This window comes from Pseudomonas sp. IT-347P (assembly GCF_949768005.1).
Classification (GTDB): domain Bacteria; phylum Pseudomonadota; class Gammaproteobacteria; order Pseudomonadales; family Pseudomonadaceae; genus Aquipseudomonas.
Window position 1 is genome coordinate 1,006,341 of record NZ_CATKPQ010000011.1, and the last position, 18,571, is coordinate 1,024,911.

The 18,571-nt window shown below is 60.2% G+C and carries 20 protein-coding genes; 11 read left to right on the forward strand and 9 right to left on the reverse strand.

What is annotated here, in order from left to right; translation table 11 throughout:
• Nucleotide 1 precedes the first annotated feature (1 nt).
• Nucleotides 2–1,042, forward strand: a complete 1,041-nt coding sequence (locus ACM6IV_RS08430) for an Ldh family oxidoreductase (protein ID WP_414869554.1) — start codon at nt 2–4, stop codon at nt 1,040–1,042.
• Nucleotides 1,043–1,241: 199 nt separating this feature from the next.
• Here the strand turns inward: ACM6IV_RS08430 and ACM6IV_RS08435 are convergent, their stop codons facing one another.
• Complete coding sequence (locus ACM6IV_RS08435) at nt 1,242–1,559, reverse strand: DUF883 family protein (protein WP_414869555.1); 318 nt, start codon at nt 1,557–1,559, stop codon at nt 1,242–1,244.
• A 154-nt stretch (nt 1,560–1,713) separates the two neighbouring features.
• Between ACM6IV_RS08435 and ACM6IV_RS08440 the strand changes: the two genes are divergently transcribed.
• On the forward strand, nt 1,714–1,968 hold the full coding sequence (locus tag ACM6IV_RS08440; RefSeq protein WP_007917411.1) for a hypothetical protein: 255 nt from the start codon (nt 1,714–1,716) through the stop codon (nt 1,966–1,968).
• A 4-nt stretch (nt 1,969–1,972) separates the two neighbouring features.
• Here ACM6IV_RS08440 and ACM6IV_RS08445 read toward each other — a convergent pair whose 3' ends face one another.
• Nucleotides 1,973–2,881 (reverse strand): LysR family transcriptional regulator, encoded by a 909-nt coding sequence (locus ACM6IV_RS08445; protein ID WP_414869556.1) that lies wholly within the window; start codon nt 2,879–2,881, stop codon nt 1,973–1,975.
• A gap of 84 nt (nt 2,882–2,965) precedes the next feature.
• Here ACM6IV_RS08445 and ACM6IV_RS08450 point away from each other — a divergent pair, with 84 nt between their 5' ends.
• A complete protein-coding gene (locus ACM6IV_RS08450; protein WP_414869557.1) occupies nt 2,966–3,889 on the forward strand; it encodes a carbon-nitrogen hydrolase family protein in 924 nt (307 codons plus the stop codon).
• 135 nt (nt 3,890–4,024) lie between these two features.
• Here the strand turns inward: ACM6IV_RS08450 and ACM6IV_RS08455 are convergent, their stop codons facing one another.
• From ACM6IV_RS08455 to ACM6IV_RS08465, 3 genes are all read right to left on the reverse strand, one after another.
• Nucleotides 4,025–4,570, reverse strand: coding sequence for a GNAT family N-acetyltransferase (locus ACM6IV_RS08455; protein ID WP_414869558.1), 546 nt, complete (start codon nt 4,568–4,570; stop codon nt 4,025–4,027).
• A gap of 53 nt (nt 4,571–4,623) precedes the next feature.
• Nucleotides 4,624–5,097 (reverse strand): LEA type 2 family protein, encoded by a 474-nt coding sequence (locus ACM6IV_RS08460; protein WP_414869559.1) that lies wholly within the window; start codon nt 5,095–5,097, stop codon nt 4,624–4,626.
• 67 nt (nt 5,098–5,164) lie between these two features.
• Complete coding sequence (locus ACM6IV_RS08465) at nt 5,165–6,631, reverse strand: nucleobase:cation symporter-2 family protein (protein ID WP_034156004.1); 1,467 nt, start codon at nt 6,629–6,631, stop codon at nt 5,165–5,167.
• Nucleotides 6,632–6,826: 195 nt separating this feature from the next.
• Here ACM6IV_RS08465 and ACM6IV_RS08470 point away from each other — a divergent pair, with 195 nt between their 5' ends.
• From ACM6IV_RS08470 to ACM6IV_RS08490, 5 genes are all read left to right on the forward strand, one after another.
• Nucleotides 6,827–7,543 carry a helix-turn-helix transcriptional regulator gene (locus ACM6IV_RS08470; RefSeq protein WP_414869560.1) on the forward strand — a complete coding sequence of 239 codons (717 nt, stop codon included), beginning with the start codon at nt 6,827–6,829 and terminating at the stop codon, nt 7,541–7,543.
• A 51-nt stretch (nt 7,544–7,594) separates the two neighbouring features.
• Entirely contained in the window at nt 7,595–7,936 is a 342-nt protein-coding gene (locus ACM6IV_RS08475; protein WP_414869561.1) for a nuclear transport factor 2 family protein, read from the forward strand.
• 22 nt (nt 7,937–7,958) lie between these two features.
• A complete protein-coding gene (gene zapE, locus ACM6IV_RS08480) occupies nt 7,959–9,074 on the forward strand; it encodes a cell division protein ZapE (protein ID WP_414869562.1) in 1,116 nt (371 codons plus the stop codon).
• Nucleotides 9,075–9,092: 18 nt separating this feature from the next.
• A complete protein-coding gene (locus tag ACM6IV_RS08485; protein ID WP_414869563.1) occupies nt 9,093–9,674 on the forward strand; it encodes a DinB family protein in 582 nt (193 codons plus the stop codon).
• A 122-nt stretch (nt 9,675–9,796) separates the two neighbouring features.
• Nucleotides 9,797–10,294, forward strand: a complete 498-nt coding sequence (locus tag ACM6IV_RS08490) for a GNAT family N-acetyltransferase (protein ID WP_414869564.1) — start codon at nt 9,797–9,799, stop codon at nt 10,292–10,294.
• 282 nt (nt 10,295–10,576) lie between these two features.
• On the opposite strand, the gene ACM6IV_RS08495 is transcribed toward ACM6IV_RS08490, so the two are convergent.
• The 3 genes from ACM6IV_RS08495 to ACM6IV_RS08505 form a co-directional block, all read right to left on the reverse strand.
• The gene (locus tag ACM6IV_RS08495) at nt 10,577–10,786 is read right to left on the reverse strand and encodes a hypothetical protein (RefSeq protein ID WP_414869565.1); all 210 of its coding nucleotides are present in this window, start codon (nt 10,784–10,786) and stop codon (nt 10,577–10,579) included.
• 262 nt (nt 10,787–11,048) lie between these two features.
• Nucleotides 11,049–12,797, reverse strand: a complete 1,749-nt coding sequence (locus tag ACM6IV_RS08500; RefSeq protein ID WP_414869566.1) for a phosphoethanolamine transferase CptA — start codon at nt 12,795–12,797, stop codon at nt 11,049–11,051.
• 209 nt (nt 12,798–13,006) lie between these two features.
• On the reverse strand, nt 13,007–13,189 hold the full coding sequence (locus tag ACM6IV_RS08505) for a DUF6026 family protein (protein ID WP_414869567.1): 183 nt from the start codon (nt 13,187–13,189) through the stop codon (nt 13,007–13,009).
• Between the two features lie 273 nt (nt 13,190–13,462).
• Here ACM6IV_RS08505 and gnd point away from each other — a divergent pair, with 273 nt between their 5' ends.
• The 3 genes from gnd to ACM6IV_RS08520 are packed head-to-tail and all read left to right on the forward strand — an operon-like array spanning nt 13,463 to nt 16,781.
• Complete coding sequence (gene gnd / locus ACM6IV_RS08510) at nt 13,463–14,443, forward strand: phosphogluconate dehydrogenase (NAD(+)-dependent, decarboxylating) (protein ID WP_034153922.1); 981 nt, start codon at nt 13,463–13,465, stop codon at nt 14,441–14,443.
• On the forward strand, nt 14,440–15,963 hold the full coding sequence (gene zwf / locus ACM6IV_RS08515; protein WP_414869568.1) for a glucose-6-phosphate dehydrogenase: 1,524 nt from the start codon (nt 14,440–14,442) through the stop codon (nt 15,961–15,963). The genes gnd and zwf overlap by 4 nt, the downstream gene beginning before the upstream one ends.
• The gene (locus ACM6IV_RS08520) at nt 15,960–16,781 is read left to right on the forward strand and encodes an HAD family hydrolase (protein ID WP_414869569.1); all 822 of its coding nucleotides are present in this window, start codon (nt 15,960–15,962) and stop codon (nt 16,779–16,781) included. The genes zwf and ACM6IV_RS08520 overlap by 4 nt, the downstream gene beginning before the upstream one ends.
• A gap of 124 nt (nt 16,782–16,905) precedes the next feature.
• On the opposite strand, the gene nhaB is transcribed toward ACM6IV_RS08520, so the two are convergent.
• Nucleotides 16,906–18,408: a sodium/proton antiporter NhaB gene (gene nhaB / locus ACM6IV_RS08525; protein WP_414869570.1), complete on the reverse strand. Its 1,503-nt coding sequence runs from the start codon at nt 18,406–18,408 to the stop codon at nt 16,906–16,908.
• Between the last annotated feature and the right edge of the window lie 163 nt (nt 18,409–18,571).

The window sequence follows — 18,571 nt, forward strand, 5'->3', positions numbered from 1 at the left end:
GATGTCTGCGCCACACGATCATGTGTCCTCTGCCATCTCGTCCGCGTTGTCTCTCGAAGCGCTGACGCAATTGCTTGAAACGATCTTTCTGCGCCACGGCACCTCCGCCGAAGTCGCGCAAGTGCTGGCCGCCAATTGTGCCGGCGCCGAGCGCGACGGTGCCCACAGCCATGGCGTGTTTCGTATTCCCGGGTATGTCTCGACCCTGAACAGCGGCTGGGTCAATGGTCACGCTGTGCCGCAGGTCGAGGATGTCGCCTCCGGATTTGTCCGCGTCGATGCCGGCAACGGTTTCGCCCAACCGGCACTCGCCGCCGCCCGAGCGTTATTGGTGGAGAAGGCGCGTAGTGCCGGGATCGCCGTGTTGGCGATTCGCAACTCGCACCACTTCGCCGCGCTGTGGCCGGATGTCGAGCCCTTCGCCGATGAAGGCCTGGTGGCGCTCAGTGTGGTCAACAGCATGACCTGCGTGGTGCCCCATGGTGCCGACCGCCCGTTGTTCGGCACCAACCCGATTGCGTTCGCCGCACCACGGGCCGGTGCTGCGCCAATTGTTTTCGATCTGGCCACCAGCGCAATCGCCCATGGCGACGTACAGATTGCTGCGCGCAAAGGCGAGCGGTTGCCAGCCGGGACGGGGGTGGACAGCCTTGGTCAGCCGACGCAGGATCCCAAGGCGATTCTCGAGGGCGGGGCGCTGTTGCCGTTCGGCGGGCATAAAGGTTCGGCGCTGTCGATGATGGTCGAGTTGATGGCGGCGGCGCTGACGGGGGGCAACTTCTCCTTCGAGTTCGATTGGTCCAATCATCCCGGGGCGAAAACACCGTGGACCGGGCAATTGTTGATCGTCATCGATCCGAGCAAAGCCGCCGGACAAGGTTTTGCCGAGCGCAGTGGTGAACTGGTGCGGCAGATGCACAGTGTCGGCCTCAAGCGTTTGCCGGGCGATCGTCGGCATTGGCAGCGCAGCAAATCGTTGGCTGAAGGTATCGTGCTGGATGCGCAAACGCTGGCGCAGTTGCGTGAACTGGCGGGGGCGTGATCGAAGATCAGAAGCCCCTCACCCTGACCCTCTCCCGGAGGGAGAGGGGACTGACCGCGGTGAATGGGGGATGTGCGCCGACGTGAAAGATCGAGTTGGGCTCAGGTTCTGAGGGCCTGGAACTGGTTCAAAGCAGGCAAAAACACGCAGGCACAAAAAAGGCGAACCCATTGGGTTCGCCTTTTTTTGCGCGCTTGAATCAGCGACGGCCGAGCAGTAAACCGACCACCAGACCAAAACCGGCGGAGATGGCCACGGTCTGCCATGGATGACCGCCGATGTAGCTTTCGGTGGCTTCGACTGCCGGTTGGGTGCGATCACGCACGCTCGACACGGAATCCAGTGCCTGCTGCAGTTTCTGGGCGATTTGTCCGCGCAGCGTTTCCGCTTCTTCACCGACCAGTGAGGCGCTGCTCTTGAGCAGTTTGTCGGACTCTTCGATCAGAGCCTGAAGTTCGCTGAAGGCCTGATCCTTGATTTGATCTTCGGCGGCTTGCACGGCGGATTTGCGGGCCATTGGGTGACTCCTTGCAGTTGAATGGACAGTGATCAATGGAGTGTGACGCTTGCTGAAAAGTTGCACTGAATTTAGACCGGAAACAAAAACCTGCGCGGGACATTTCTGTCGAGCGTGTAAGATGTCGGCATTTTACGCAGCAGGATAATTCCCCATGAGTTTCAATCTGGCCGACAAATCACTCGCAGAGCGCGCTGCGCTGGAAGACGAGAAATCCCGTCTGTTCGAACTCTGGCAGAACAATCTGGGCAAAGCCAAAGGCGAAGCCGCGCGTCTGTTCGGCGAGCGCGGCAAGCGCAAAGGCAAGTGGGCCGAGTGGGTCCGCGCGGAACTGGACGGCATGTCGCCGCCGGAGTTCGCCAACATGGTGCGCAGTGAAGTCAATCGACTGATGGCCGCGAACAAGTAACGTCTCAGGCGAACGTCGCGGCAATCGCCTCGCGAACCTTGACTACCACCGGATCGATCTGTGTGCTGGTGCGCCAGCCCAGTTCGATCGGGTAACGCGGCAATTTCAGCGGGCAGGGCAGCAGCGTCAGGCCGCTGAGCGTGGCGATACTTTCGGCGGCATGGGTCGGAATGGTCGCCACTGCCCGACTGCCCTTGAGCAGGTACGGCAGCGCAGCGAAATGCGTGGTCGAGGCGCACACCCGCCGACTCAGGCCCAACGCCGCCAACCCTTCATCGGTGATCCCGATAAAACCGCCAGACGACACCAGAATGTGCTCACGGGCGACAAACTCCTCGAGACCGATCTGCTGCTGGCCGGGCGCCAGGCTCGCTGGATCGACCAGACACGCATACCCCCCTTCGCCCAACACCTGACGGCTGAGCAAGCGTTCGGCAAAGCCCCCGGCGGTAATGGCCAGATCGATGCTGCGCTCCATCAGGGCACTGGCGACGATCTGACTGTGGGTCTGACGAAAAATCAGGCGTAACTTCGGTGCGCTGCGCGCTATTTCCTCGATCAGGCGGCGACCGTAGGCAATCTCGAAGTCATCCGACAGCCCCACGGTGACCGAACGGCCGTTGTACTGATTGGCCGCCGGGTCGACCATCGCCAGGCTCTGCCGGCATTTGTTCAGCGCCTCACTGACCACCGGTTTCAATTGATTGGCTTTGAGTGTCGGCGCCAGACCACGCCCGGTACGCACGAACAATTGATCGCCGTAGACCTCGCGCAACCGGCGCAAAGCCGCACTGACCGCCGATTGCGTCACCCCCAGACGCAACGCCGCGCGGCTGGCGCTGGATTCTTCGTGCAGCGCTTCAAAGACTTTCAGCAGGTTGAGGTCGACGGTAGCGATATTCATTTGGTTCATATCATTCAGCAGTGAATGGGGCTTTATTCATGATCGCGTGGCGCCGCAGAATCGGCAACCACTGAACCTGATGGAGTGATTGCGATGACCAAATCAATTGTTGCTGCGCTGCAAATCGGCGCTTTGCCCGTAGGCAAAGGCGCGACCCTGGAACAGATTCTCAGTTGGGAAGACGCGATCATCGAGTCTGGCGCGGCGTTGGTGGTGATGCCGGAAGCGGTACTTGGCGGCTATCCCAAAGGCGAGGGCTTCGGTACGCAACTGGGTTATCGCTTGCCCGAGGGACGCGAAGCCTTTGCTCGTTACTTCGCCAATGCCATTGATGTGCCAGGGGCTGAGACGGACGCTCTGGCGGGGCTATCGGCGCGCACCGGGGCCAATCTGGTGATCGGCGTGATCGAACGCGCAGGCAGCACGCTGTATTGCACAGCACTGTATTTCGACCCGCAGGCCGGCCTCGTCGCCAAGCACCGCAAACTGATGCCCACCGGCACCGAACGGCTGATCTGGGGCAAGGGCGATGGTTCGACATTGCCAGTGCTTGATACGCAGGTCGGCAAGCTCGGCGCGGTGGTGTGCTGGGAAAACATGATGCCGTTGCTGCGCACGGCGATGTATGCCAAGGGCATCGAAGTCTGGTGTGCGCCGACCGTCGATGAACGCGAGATGTGGCAAGTCAGCATGCGCCACATTGCTCATGAAGGCCGCTGCTTTGTGGTCAGTGCGTGTCAGGTGCAGGCCTCACCGAATGAACTGGGCGTGGAGATTGCCAATTGGCCGGCGGACCGGCCGTTGATTGCTGGTGGCAGCGTGATTGTCGGGCCGATGGGAGATGTGCTGGCAGGGCCGTTGCGCGGTGAGTCGGGATTGCTGACTGCTGAAATCGACACCGATGAGCTGGTGCGTGCGCGCTATGACTATGATGTGGTCGGGCACTATGCGCGGCCGGATGTGTTTGAGCTGTCAGTGGATGAACGCGCCAAGCCCGGGGTGCGATTCAACACATGACCTACTGGCTGACACAAAACCTGTAGGAGTGAGCCTGCTCGCGATAGCGGTGTGTCATTCAACATGAATCCTGACTGATCCGACGCCATCGCGAGCAGGCTCACTCCTACATTGGATCGGTGGTGTGTCTGGGAGTCAGTGGCGCTCCAGCCATTCTTCACGGGTGATCTCCCAGAGCTCCCGTGGAAAACGCCCACCGACGAAATCGCCTTCATCAGTCCGGATCAAGCGCATCCCCGCGCGCTCCGAGAGCTTGCGCGAGCCGATGTTCGGCGCCGCTTTCGGCACGCGCATCAGCGGACGTTCAAGCACGTTGAACCAGTAATCGGTCACAACCGCGCAGGCTTCCGTCATCAAACCCTGACCTTGCCACGCCGGCGCCAGCCAGAAGCCGCGATGGTTTTCCGGCTGATCCATCAGGCTGATCTTGCCGATCAATTGCTCCGGTGCCGATTTCAGGCGAATTGTCCACGGCCATTCCTTGCCCGCCGCGACCGCCGGCAAGACAATGTCGCGCAGATAGGCGAGGGCACCGCCCTCCGGATACGGCCATGGCACGGCCGCGTTCAGATAGCGCACCACCTCCCAATGCGGAAATTCGCGTTGCACGGCTTCTGCATCGGCCAGTTGCAAGGGGCGCAGGATCAGTCGTTCGGTGTACAGCGTCGGTATGTCTTCCATAAACCTGCAGCCTCCATGAATGTCTTTAAGGTACGCGGCAGGCTACCGCATTTTCACCAGGTCGCGGCACTGCTCTTGGGCAGGCTGAGCTTGCCGCTGTCGACAAACCGCATGGTGCCGAACAAGCCACCGGCGAGTTTGCCGCGCAGCACGTAGGGCAGGTTATCGAGGGTTTGCGTCTGGCTCAGGCCGAGGGTCTGGCGCAGCACCGAGAACGCCGAGATGCTGACCGGTACGGTGACGATGCTTTCGGAAAATCGCGGAATCGAACCGCTCTGATCGCTGACACCTGACGCCAGCGAATGACCGTTGACCTCCAGATCCAACGCGATGCCGTTGTAGTCGATCGCTGTCTCATTGGGGTTTTGTACGCGCAGCTTGATGGCGAAACGCACTTCCAGATCCTGGCTCGGCAACGGTTCGAGGCCGACCACGTTGATGTTCACCGGATCACGGTTGGGGAACAGCGCACAAGCACTGAGGGACAGCAGCAGTAACGACAGAATGACGGCGTGCAAGCGGCGCATAAACGGTCTCTCAACAAAAAAGGGCTGAACCGTCAGCGGCTCAGCCCTTTCTGTTAAAGGCCTGACGTTAGCGGTTCAACTGTGCGACAGCCGCCGCTGGGGCAGGTTCACCTTTGGCCGGCATGTCCGGGTTTTCCATGACCTGCAGAATAGAAGCTTCCGGGTCGAAATCGTCTTCTTCCAGTTCGATGAACTCTTCGGGCAGGAAGATGTTCAGCACGATAGCGCACAACGCGCCGACGGTGATTGGCGATTCGAAGATGTTGCGCAGCGCTTGCGGCAGTTCGCGCAACACTTCCGGGACCGCCGCGATGCCCAGACCCATGCCCAGCGAAATCGCCACGATCAGCATATTGCGCCGATGCAGGCCGGCCTCGGCAAGAATCTTGATTCCGGCCACCGCAACAGTGCCGAACATCACCAGTTCGGCGCCGCCGAGCACCGGTTTCGGCATCAACTGCAGCACCGCGCCGATCATCGGGAACAGTCCCAGCAGCACCAGCAAACCGGCAATGAAGAAGGCCACATAACGGCTGGCTACGCCGGTGAGCTGAATCACGCCGTTGTTCTGCGCGAAGGTCACCATCGGCATGCTGTTGAACACCGCCGCCATGGCCGAGTTGAGGCCGTCGGCGAGCAGGCCGGACTTGATGCGACGGATGTACAGCGGGCCTTTGACCGGTTGCCGGGAGATCATCGAGTTGGCAGTCAGATCACCCGCGGCCTCCAGCGGCGACACGAGGAAAATCACCGCCACCGGGACGAACGCCACCCAGTCGAAGTTGAAACCGTACTTGAACGGCACCGGCACGCTGACCAGCGGCACCTCGGGCATCGAGGCGAAGTCCACCGTGCCCATCAGCCAGGCGACCACGTAGCCGAGGGTCAGGCCGATGACGATCGCGCCCAGGCGCAGAAACGGCACGTCGACGCGGTTCAGCACGACGATGGTGCCGATCACCAGCGCCGCCAGAAACACGTGGCTGGCGGCGCCCAGGTCAGGCGCGCCGAAACCACCGGCAATGTCGGTCATCGCCACTTTGATCAGCGACAGACCCATCAGCGTGATGATGGTGCCGGTGACCACCGGGGTGATCAGCATGCGCAACTTGCCGATGAACTGGCTCAGCACCACTTCGATGAACGCGGCGAAAAAACACACGCCGAAGATCGTCGAGAGGATTTCATCGGTGCCGCCACCGCGCGCCTTGACCATAAAGCCAGCGCTGAGGATCACGCTGATAAAGGAAAAACTGGTGCCTTGCAGGCACAACAATCCCGAACCGACCGGACCGAAACGCTTGGCCTGGACAAAGGTGCCCAGCCCGGAGACGAACAGTGCCATGCTGATCAGGTAAGGAATTTCACTCTGCAGACCGAGGGCGCCACCCATGATCAGGGTCGGAGTGATGATGCCGACGAAGCTCGCCAGTACGTGTTGCAGCGCGGCAAACACCGTGGCAGTCAGGTGCGGGCGATCGTTGAGGCCGTAGATCAGGTCGTTGTTGCGCGGGGCTTTTTCAGAGGCGGTCATGGTGTTTTGCGCGCCGTAAGGCGGGGCCGGGTCAGAAAATGGAGGCGCAGAATGCCGGAAGCGGACGGCGAGGGCAACGAGCAATAACTGCCTGAAAGGTCAGGTTTTATTGCTCGCTCCCATATTTCTCCTGCCATTTTCTGACAGCAGCCTCTGCTAAGCTCCGGCATCTTTCCCGTCAAGAGCTTGCCCATTGTGTCGCGTACCACTCGTCTTTTGACTTTGCTGCAAGTGCTGCGCGGCAAGAAGCGCCCGGTGACGGCGGCAACCCTGGCTGCCGAGCTGGAAGTGTCCGAGCGCACGCTCTATCGCGATATCGCTGAACTGACTGCCCTCGGCGCGCCGATCCATGGCGAGGCGGGCATTGGTTATGTGTTGCGCAGCGGCCTGTTTCTGCCGCCGTTGATGCTCAATGCCGACGAGACCGAAGCCATCGTTCTCGGTTTGCGCTATGTCGATCAGCGGGGCGACGAAGTTCTCGGTAAAGCGGCGGCGGATGCGCTGGCGAAAATTGCTGCGGTGCTCGATCCGCAAGCCCAGGAAGCGCTGCGCAATCCCACGGTGATGCCAGGCCCGCCGGGCTATGGTTTTCCGCAAAACACCGTGCCGTTGAACGTGTTTCGCCACGCCATCCGCGATCAGGCCAAACTGCATATTGATTACGCCGACGCGCAACAGGTGCCGAGTCAGCGTCTGATCTGGCCCTTGGCGCTGGGCTTTCTCAATGAAGTGCGAATTATCGTTGCGTGGTGCGAACTGCGCAGCGCCTACCGTACCTTTCGCACCGACCGCATCAGCGCGGCGAGTCGCCAGGGCGAGGCTTATCCGGGCCGGCGCAGCGACCTGTTGCGCACCTGGCGCGAGCAGATGCAGCTGGATGAAAGCGGGCGTTTCACTCCTGACAAAAACTGACGCAAAGCTGTTTTAGGATGCTCGCAGAACCAGACAAAAAGGAGCTGCACCATGTCCCATTCCGTCTCTGCACTGGCCCCGGCGATCGCGGCGTATATCGATGCGGCCAATGCACGCGACACCTCGAAGGTCGCCAGTTTTTTTGCCGAGGATGCCAACGTGTTCGACGAGGGCCAGCATCAGGTCGGTCCGCAAGCCATCGCGCAGTGGATGCAAGAAACCGGGCAACGCTATCAGCCACGGGTCGAAGTGCTGGATGTCCAGCAACGCACCGGCAAGGTGCTGGTGCACGGACTGATTTCCGGGACATTCCCCGGCAGCCCGGCCCAGCTGCGTTACACGTTCCGGTTGAACGAACAGGGGAAAATCGCCCGACTGGATATTTCCCTGTAACCGTCGTGGCATACTGCCGCGCATGACTTTCGACTCCCCCCTCAGCGCCTGGCAACACGCCGTGCAACACAAGGGTTTCATCCAGGATGAAGCTCAGGAACATGCAGTCTGGGCGCTGCAAAAATGCCACGAAGCCCTGCACGCCGATGCCCCTTCGGTCACCGGCGTTTATTTGTGGGGGCCGGTCGGGCGTGGCAAGACCTGGCTGATGGATCAGTTCTATCAGAGCCTGCGGGTGCCGGCGCGACGCCAACACTTCCATCACTTCATGGGCTGGGTGCACCAGCGCTCGTTCCAGTTGACCGGGATTGCCGACCCGTTGCGCGCGCTGGCCAAAGAGCTGGCCGCCGAGGTGCGGGTGCTGTGCTTCGATGAACTGTTCGTCAACGACATCGGTGACGCGATCATTCTCGGTCGGCTGTTTCAGGTAATGTTCGACGAAGGTGTGGTGATCGTTTGCACGTCCAATCTGCCGCCGGACGAGCTGTACGCCGACGGCTTCAATCGCGACCGCTTTGTGCCGGCGATTGCCGCGATCAAGGCGCATATGCAGGTGGTTGCGGTGAATGGCGCCGAGGATCATCGCCTGCATCCGGGGGCCGGTCTGCAGCGCTACTTCGTCGCCACGTCTGCGGTCAGTACGCTGGAGGAGGTTTTTCAAACGCTGAACGCCGGGCAAGCGGCCAGCGCAGAGCCAGTGACGGTCGGCCATCGCCAGTTGAACGTGGTGCAGGCCAGTGAAACGGTGGTGTGGTGCCGCTACGCGGATCTGTGCGAACAGCCGTTCGCCGCCATGGATTTCATCGCACTGTGTGACCGCTACACGGCTATTCTGTTGAGCGACGTGCCCAATCTCAGTGCACAGAAACGCGAAGGGCGGATCGCTCGCGGCACCGAAGATGGCGCGCAACGGGTCGCTGCGGGTGACCGTGAGTTGCCGCAGCTGTCGGTTCACGACGACGGCGTACGGCGTTTCATCGCGCTGGTCGACGAGTGCTACGACCGCAAGGTGCCGCTGTACATCGAGGCGCAAGTCCCCATGAACGCGCTGTACACCGAGGGTTACCTGGAATTCCCGTTCCGCCGCACCCTCAGTCGCTTGCAGGAGATGCAGCTGCAGCGCTTTGCCGATGCTTGAGTGGAAGAGGGCAACGACATGAGCCAAGCGTTATCCCATCATTTGCTGACCATGGCTTACCAGAATGCGTGGGCCAATCATCGCTTGGCCAAGGCCTGGATGCAGCTAGGCGCGGCAGGTCTGGCAGCACCGCGGGTAAGTTTTTTTCCGAGTATTCGCCTGACCCTCAATCACATCCTGACCTGCGACTGGTTCTACGTCGATGCGCTGGAGCGCGAACTGCGCGGGGCCGAGCCGCATCCCGACTGCTATGTGTTTTTCAATGTGGACGAGCCGTTTACCGACGGCCCGCAGTTGCGGGAAGCGCAGGCTCATGTGGATCGGCGCCTGATCGCCTATTGCGAACAATTGCGCGATGCCGAACTGGCCCGCATCGTCACCATTGCCCGCGATACGCCGCAGCATGACAGCCGTCTGCGCATGCTTTCGCACCTGTTCGAGCATCAGATTCATCACCGTGGTCAAGTGCATGCGATGCTCAGCGACACGGCGGTGAAACCGCCGCAGCTGGATGAGTTCTTTTGCGCCGGCGAGAGCGGGCTGCGCGCCGAAGACTTTGCCGAACTGGGCTGGACCGAAGAGCTGATCTGGGGCCATTGACGGGTAAAAAACAAAAGATCTTTTGCATTTGCCGGTTGCCCGCCCGATCACCCCCGCGCTAAGGTCAGACGGCCTTTCAGTACGCACGTTGCGCGCCGGGGCTCTTGTGTTCGGGGATGGAAATGGATTGCGCAGAGATTCTTGTACTTCAGGCCAGCTACAGCAATCCAGTGCACGCCGAAGCCATCGGCATCGTGCTCAATCACTACGCAGAAGACCCCATGGGCGGCGGTCATTCGCTCGACCCTGACCTGCTGCGTCGACTGCCCGAAGAACTGGCCCGGCGCCCGCATGCGTTCAGCGTGTTGGCTTTCGTCGGTGGTGAACCGGCGGGATTGGTGAACTGCTTTGAAGGGTTTTCCACGTTTGCCTGCAAGCCCTTGGTCAACGTCCATGACGTGGCGGTGGTGGGCAAATTTCGCGGCCTCGGCCTGAGCCAGAAGATGCTGCTGAAAGTCGAGGAAATCTCTCGCCAGCGCGGCTGCTGCAAGATCACCCTCGAAGTGCTGGAAGGCAACGCCGTGGCGCAGAACGCCTACAGCAAGTTCGGCTTCGCGCCGGGCATGTTCGACCCGGATCACGGGCGCATGCTGTTCTGGATTAAAGACCTGCAAACCTAGAAGCCCCTCACCCTAACCCTCTCCCGGAGGGAGAGGGGACTGACCGAGGTGTTTGGGCAAGGTACGCCGACCTGAAACATCGAGCCGAACTCAGGTTTGAAAAGCCCACAAATTAGCGCCCTCTCCCTCGGGAGGGGGCTGGGGTGAGGGGCGAACTCGCCACAGTAGAAAGCCGCACACCCAACTCAGTGCCCATAAAAAAGGCGCCCCGACCAGGGCGCCAAACTGTCTTCTTCCAGGCCAGAGCGGAGCCATGGAAGGTCCATCGGTTGCTCGGTAATCTCAGTCGCGATAGGACTCGGTCACCTGCGCCGTCTGATCGGCGGGAACGCGAATTTCTTTCGCGTTGGCGTCGCTCTTCTGCTCGCTCTGGACGTGGTGAACCGGAAAATTGTCGTAGTAATAACGCATGCGCTCAGCGCCGCCTTCGGCGAACACGCTGGCAGAACCCAGGGCGAACAGCCCGGCAAGCATTGCGGTAGTGATTTTCATGGTGCCTCCTACTGAACAAGTGGGAGCCGTTCGTCCATGAAGCAGATCTCGGAAGAGAGTCTGGGAGGCGTGAATTAACGCGGGGTTAACGCCGGTTCAGGGCAGGTTTTGCAGCATGTTGCAGAACAATCGATTGTCAGGCGTTTGCACCTGTCAGCGCTGACAGTGGCGAGTAGCTGAGTGACGAAGCGAGCTTCGAGTCTGGGTAGCTGAATTTCCTGCGGACAGGAAAAAGGGGCCGGTTTCGGGCCCCTTTCTGGTGTCACTTCTGCGCGATGTCCGCAGGTGCGGCATCGGGTTTCTTCGGCTTCATCAAACTGAAGTCGATCAACGCACGCTGTTCAGTCTGGTACGGGTCGCCGATCAGCAGTGGTCGCGCCTTGAAGCTGTCGCTGACCAGGCTCTTGCTGTGGTCCAGTTCATCGAAACTCAGACCGGCCATGTCGGCCCAAGTGTGGATCAGGTGCGAGCTGCTGTAAGGGCGATCGAGGTCGCCAGCGAAGTTCCAGTCGTGATTGGCTTTCCACTTCGGTGACGCCCAGGCCATGAACGGAATGGTGTACATCGGCGCGGTCGGTTTGTTTTCGTTGCGGCCCAGGGTCTTGTGGCCCACCGAGTCGAACACGTCTTCACCGTGATCCGAGAGGTACAGCAGGAAGCCGTTCGGGTCGGATTTGGCGTAATCCTTGATCAGGCTGGACACCACGAAATCGTTGTACAGCACGGCATTGTCGTAGCTGTTATAGGTCGGTACCTGGTCGTCTCGTACGCCGGCTGGTACGCCGGTGCGGTCCTGGAATTTGTCGAACGTCGGCGGGTAGCGGTACTGATAGCTCATGTGTGTGCCGAGCAAATGCACAACGATCAGCTTGCGCGGTGCCGCGTCAGTCAGGGCCTTGTTGAACGGTTCGATCACGTCGCCATCGTATTGCGCGGCGTTCTGGTTGCGGTTGTTGTTGAGGTACACCTGCTCGTCGGCCTGTTCGGAGAAGGTCGTGAGCATGGTGTTGCGTTTGGTCATGGTCTGCTGGTTGGTGATCCAGAAAGTCTTGTAGCCGGCCTGTTTCATCATGCTGACCAGCGACGGGGTCGACAGGTACAGGTCCGGATGCTCTTCATCAGCGAAGGTCAGCACCTGCTGCAACGCCTCGATGGTGTATGGACGTGGGGTGACGACGTTGTCGAAAACCGCCAGTTGATCCTTGAGCTTGTCCAGTTCCGGCGTGGTGTTGCGCTGATAGCCGTAGAGGCTCATGCGCTGACGGTTGGTCGATTCGCCGATGACCAGCACCAGGGTTTTGGGCTGATCGGCCGAGGCGTCCTTGAGGTTTTTCAGCGGCGGGATCTTGCTCACGTTATGCAACATGCCCTGCATGTCGGCGAGGGTTTCCTGGTAACGGTGATAGGCGACGACCATCTGCCATGGCACCGCTGGCTCAATGCGGGTTTCGAATTTTTCGAAGCCTTGGGCGAAGGTGCCCATGCGCATCGTTTGTTTGACCAGCGGATAACCGATCACGGCAATCAGAATAGCCATTGCTGCGACGAATGCGCGGCCACGGGGCATGTACACCGGGCGCAGACGCGTCCACAGGAAGTAAGCGAAGGCAGTGTGTGCGAGGAACGCCGGGACCATCCACCAGGCAAAGTACTGGGTCATGTACTCGCCGGCTTCAGAGATGTTCGACTCGAACATGATGAAGATGACGCTCTGGGAGAACTCCTGCTCATAGATGAAGAAGTAACCGAGGCTGGCCATCGAACAGGCCCACAACACCACGCCAATGATGGCGGCGAGTAGTTTGGTGCGTTTCGGAAACAGCAGCATCGGCGCCAGCCAGATCGCGCTCATGACGAACGCCTGACGGAACCCGGTGAAGCCCGAGGTGCCGGTCAGCTGGATCAGCAGTTGGGTGATACCCGAGAAGTACCAGAAGAATACAAACAACCAGATAAAACCGGCCCAGTCGAAACCTGTCGCAGTCGTTTTGCTGCGTTTGAACAATGCCATTCGGCGCTCCAGCTCACATTACAACCACCGCCGGAACATCCATGAAACCGACGAACGGAAGCCGTACACGCAGGTACGGCCAGAATGGGGCGGAGTATTACGAAGAGAATGTGAAAAGTTTGTGAGTTGCCGCTTTTGGTCTATAAGGCGGTGGGCGGCTAAGCATCATGTCGGGAACAGCGGCTGCGGTTCCCGAAATAGGCGGGGGATCAAGCGTGGGGTTGACGCTGAACGACCGGCAAAGGTTGCGGTTGCGCACCCTGGGTCAAGAGGCGCAGCTGCGCCAGCTCCTGCTTCAACTGGTCGCGTTCGTCTTTCAACTGGCGCAATTCATCGCGACGGATTGTCACGTACAGGGTTTGTGGCGGCATTGCTGTGTGTACTGTGCCCATTGCTCACCTCGCAAATGGCGTGCATCAACTGTAGGTCGTCCCCGTTTTGGGGTGCTGACTTACTATCGGCGCCAATTTTGATTTCTTTTGCCTGTGAATGGAACTTTTTTATTTTTCATGGTCGGTGTGTCTTCAGCAGGATTCGGGGCGTTATCAGTCTGGATCGGGCACAATGCCCGGAAACTTCATCGCAACGCTCTGGACTAACCTCCATCAGTCGCGTTGGGCTATAACCAATGACACACATTTATTTGTAGTAAGGAGCATCAGCACATGCAACTCGGGATTATTGGACTGGGCCGCATGGGCGGCAATATTGCGCGACGTCTGATGCTCAACGGCCACACCACCGTTGTTTACGACCGCAATACCGCTTTCATCGATAACCTGGTCGCCGAGGGCTCCACTGGCGTCGCCGATTTGCCGGCACTGGTTGCCGGCCTGGCCAAACCGCGTGCGGTATGGGTCATGCTGCCGGCCGGCGCGCCGACCGAAGACACCATCAACACCCTGAGCACGTTGCTCGAAGCCGGCGATACGATCATCGACGGCGGCAACACTAACTATAAGGATGACATTCGTCGGGCCAGGACTCTGGCCGAGAAAGGCCTGCACTACATCGACGTCGGCACCTCTGGCGGCGTCTGGGGCCTGGAACGCGGCTATTGCATGATGATCGGCGGTGACGCCGAAACCGTGCAGCGTCTCGACCCGCTGTTCGCCGCACTGGCGCCTGGCATGGGCGACATCCCGCGCACCAAGGATCGCAAGTCCGAGGATCACCGTGCCGAGCATGGCTACATTCACGCCGGTCCGGCCGGTGCCGGGCATTTTGTGAAGATGATTCACAACGGCATCGAGTACGGCATGATGGCCGCGTTCGCCGAGGGCTTCGACATCCTCAAGACCAAGTCCAGCGAGCGTCTGCCGGAAGATCAGCGTTTCGACCTCAACGTGGCCGACATTGCTGAAGTGTGGCGCCGTGGCAGCGTAGTTTCCTCGTGGTTGCTCGACCTGACCGCCGACGCACTGGCCAGCGATCCGAAGCTCGACGGCTTCTCCGGCTCGGTAGCGGACAGCGGCGAAGGTCAATGGACCATCGAAGCCGCCATGGAACAAGCGGTGCCGGTCCCGGTGCTGTCGAACTCGCTGTTCTCGCGCTACCGCTCGCGCGGTCAGGGCACCTTTGGCGACAAGATTCTTTCGGCCCAGCGCTTCGGCTTCGGCGGCCACGTGGAGACACCGAAGAAATGACCCATACGATCCGCAGAAAATCCAAGGCAGAACCCGCACCACCGACCACGCTGTTCTTGTTCGGTGCCCACGGCGACCTGGTCAAGCGCTTGCTGATGCCGGCGCTGTACAACCTCAGTCGCGACGGCTTGCTTGACGACAATCTGCGGATCGTCGGCGTTGACCACAACGCCATTACCGATGAAGCCTTCGCGCAGAAGCTCGAAGACTTCATCCGCACCGAAGTGGCGGCGAAGGTCGGCAAGGACGATCAGATGCTTGATCCGGCTTTGTGGGCCAAGCTCGCCAAAGGTATCAGCTACGTCCAGGGTGATTTTCTGGACGACAGCACTTATTCCGCGCTGGCGGCGAAAATCGCTGACAGCGGCACTGGCAATGCAGTGTTCTACCTGGCCACCGCGCCGCGTTTCTTCAGCGAAGTGGTGCGCCGACTCGGCGCTGCCAGATTGCTCGAAGAAACCCCTGAGGCGTTCAGAAGGGTGGTGATTGAAAAGCCGTTCGGCTCCGATCTGCACACTGCCGAAGCGTTGAACGCCTGTTTGCTCAAGGTGATGTCCGAAAAGCAGATCTATCGGATCGACCATTATCTGGGCAAGGAAACCGTGCAGAACATTCTGGTCAGCCGTTTCTCCAACAGCCTGTTCGAGGCCTTCTGGAACAACCACTACATCGACCACGTGCAGATCACCGCCGCCGAAACCGTCGGCGTCGAAACCCGTGGCAGTTTTTACGAACACACCGGCGCACTGCGCGACATGGTGCCCAATCACCTGTTCCAGTTGCTCGCCATGGTTGCCATGGAACCGCCGGCCGCGTTCGGCGCCGATGCGGTGCGCGGCGAGAAGGCCAAGGTTGTGGGTGCAATTCGTCCATGGACCACTGAAGAGGCTCGGGCCAACTCGGTGCGTGGCCAGTACAGCGCCGGTGAAGTCGATGGCAAGCCACTGAACGGTTATCGCCAGGAGGCCAACGTATCGCCTGACAGCAACACCGAAACCTACGTGGCGCTGAAGGTGATGATCGACAACTGGCGTTGGGTCGGCGTGCCGTTTTACTTGCGCACCGGTAAACGCATGAGCGTGCGCGACACCGAGATTGTCATCTGCTTCAAACCGGCGCCGTATGCGCAGTTCCGTGACACGGAAGTCGATGAGTTGCAGCCAACTTACCTGCGCATCCAGATCCAGCCCAACGAAGGCATGTGGTTCGACCTGCTCGCCAAGCGGCCGGGGCCCGCGTTGAACATGGCCAACATCGAGCTGGGTTTTGCCTACAAAGACTTTTTCGAGATGCAGCCGTCGACCGGCTACGAAACCCTGATCTACGACTGCCTGACCGGCGACCAGACGCTGTTCCAGCGCGCCGACAACATCGAGAACGGCTGGCGCGCGGTACAACCGTTCCTCGACGCCTGGCAGCAGGATGCCAGCGTGCAGACTTATGCGGCCGGTGAAGACGGCCCGCAAGCCGCCGAAGATCTGCTCACTCGCGATGGCCGCGTCTGGCATGGCCTCGGATGAGTGACTTGCCGAAACAACCCATCCGTTTTCTGCTCAGCGACATGGACGGCACGCTGTTGCTGCCGGATCACACGCTGAGCCAGCGCACCATCGACGCCGTACGTTCGCTGCGTGAGGCGGGCGTACTGTTCAGCCTCGCCACCGGCCGACCGCCCAAAGCCATGTTGCAGCAGATCGAAGCACTGGGTGTGGACGTGCCGACAGCGGCGTTCAATGGCGGCACGATCGTCAATCCGGACGGCAGTTTGCTGGTCGCGCATTACCTGCCGGCCACCACCGCGCTGATTGCGCTGGCAACGTTCGCCGATCAGCCGGACGTGGAAATCTGGGTGTTCAGTGGCGGCGACTGGTTGCTCAAGGATCCGCACGGGCCGATGGTGCCGCGCGAACAGCACGGCCTCGGTTATCCGCCGGTGGTGGTGGACAGTTTCGAGCCGTATATGGAGCGCATCGACAAGATCGTCGCGACCAGTAACAACACCGAACTGTTGATCGAACTGGAGGCGCAACTGCTGCCCAAGGTCAACGGCATGGCGCAAGTCTCACGCTCGCAACCGGTGTACCTCGACGTGACGGCGCTGGAGGCCAACAAGGGCACCGCACTGGCGACCCTGGCCGAGCATCTCGGCATTGCTCTGGAACAGACCGCAGCGATCGGTGATGGCGGCAATGACCCGGCGATGTTCCATTGCGCCGGTTTATCGATCGCCATGGGCCAGGCGGAGGAGGCGGTGAAGCGTCAGGCTGACGTGGTCACCGCGTCGAACACCGAAGACGGCGTCGCCCAGGCGATCAAAAACTACATCCTGCCTCGCTGACCCCACCCAAAAACCAATGTGGGAGCGAGCTTGCTCGCGAAAGCGGTGTGTCATTCAACGAATCTGTTGCCTGACACTCCCTCTTCGCGAGCAGGCTCGCTCCCACAGGTTTATTCAGTGTTGATCAGAGCCAGTAGCTCACGGCATACCAGCCCAACAACCCCATCACGACGGTGTACGGCAACGCCATCCACACCATCCGTCCATATGACAAACGCACCAGCGGCGCGATTGCCGAGGTCAGCAGGAACAGGAACGCGGCCTGCCCGTTGGGCGTGGCCACGCTCGGTAGATTGGTGCCCGTATTGATCGCAATCGCCAGTGTCTCGAAATGCTCTCGGCTCATGTGGCCGGCGAGGAACGCCTGTTTCACTTCGGTGATGTAGATCGTGGCGACAAACACGTTGTCACTGATTGCCGACAACAGGCCGTTGGCAATGAACAGCATGCCCGGTTGTTGCTCGACCGGCAGGGCCAGCACCCACTGGATCAACGGCGCGAACAGCTGTTGATCGTGAATCACCGCAACCACCGCAAAGAACACCACCAACAATGCCGTGAATGGCATGGCGTCCTTGAACGCACTGCCCAGGCGATGCTCGTCGGTAATTCCGGTAAACGCGGTGATCAACACAATCACCATCAAACCGATCAGGCCGACTTCAGCGATGTGAAAGGCCAGGCAACCGATCAGGATCAGCGCCGCAGCACCTTGCACCAGCAGGGCTGCGCGTTGCCGGGCTGTGCGTTCGGCATTGTCTTCGGCGGCGTAGTTGGCCAGCACGGCGCGAACATTGTCCGGCAGCAGGGTGCCGTAGCCGAACCAGCGCAGTTTCTCCAGCAACACGCACGTCACCAGGCCCGCCGCTAACACCGGCAGCGACACCGGCGCGACTTTCTGAAAGAACTCGCCGAAGTGCCAGCCCATCTCATGGCCGATCAACAGGTTTTGCGGCTCGCCCACCAGTGTGCAGACGCCGCCCAACGCGGTACCGACCGCGCCGTGCATCAACAGGCTGCGCAGGAACGCGCGGAATTGTTCCAGATCGTCGTGATGCAGTTTCGGCAGGTTCTGGTCGTCTCCAAACTCGCTGTCCTGGCGCGGATCGTTGCCCGACGCCACGCGGTGATAAACGGAATAGAAACCGACCGCCGCACTGATGATTACCGCGGTGACCGTCAAGGCGTCGAGAAACGCCGATAGAAACGCCGACAGAAAGCAGAACATCAAGGCCAGCACCGCTTTTGAACGCACGCCCAACAGCAGACGCGAGAACAGAAACAGCAGCAGGTCTTTCATGAAATAGATGCCGGCCACCATGAACATCAGCAGCAGGATCACCGGGAAGTTGTGCACCAGTTCATCGTAAAGCGCCTGTGGCGTGGTCATCTTCAACAGCAGTGCTTCGATGAGCAGCAAACCGCCGGGCATCAGCGGATAGCACTTGAGCGCCATGGCCAGGGTGAAGATGAATTCGATCACCAGCAACCAGCCGGCGGCGACCGGCCCAATGCTGAACAGCACGACGGCATTGAGGATGAGAAAACCGACGATGGTCGCCTTGTACCAGCGTGGCGAGTGCCCGAGAAAGTTTTGCGCGAACGCCTGGGCCATTGAGCCGGACATCGGCTGCTCCTTTTATTAAGAAGCGCGAAAGTTGCCGGATGTGTCGAGGAAGATCAAGCAGCTCGTGGACTAATCCTCGCTACTGCAGTTGAAACAGGTATTTCCACGATTGCTCGTGCCCAATAACAAGCCCCGCCGAGTCATCACTCGACGGGGCTTTCTG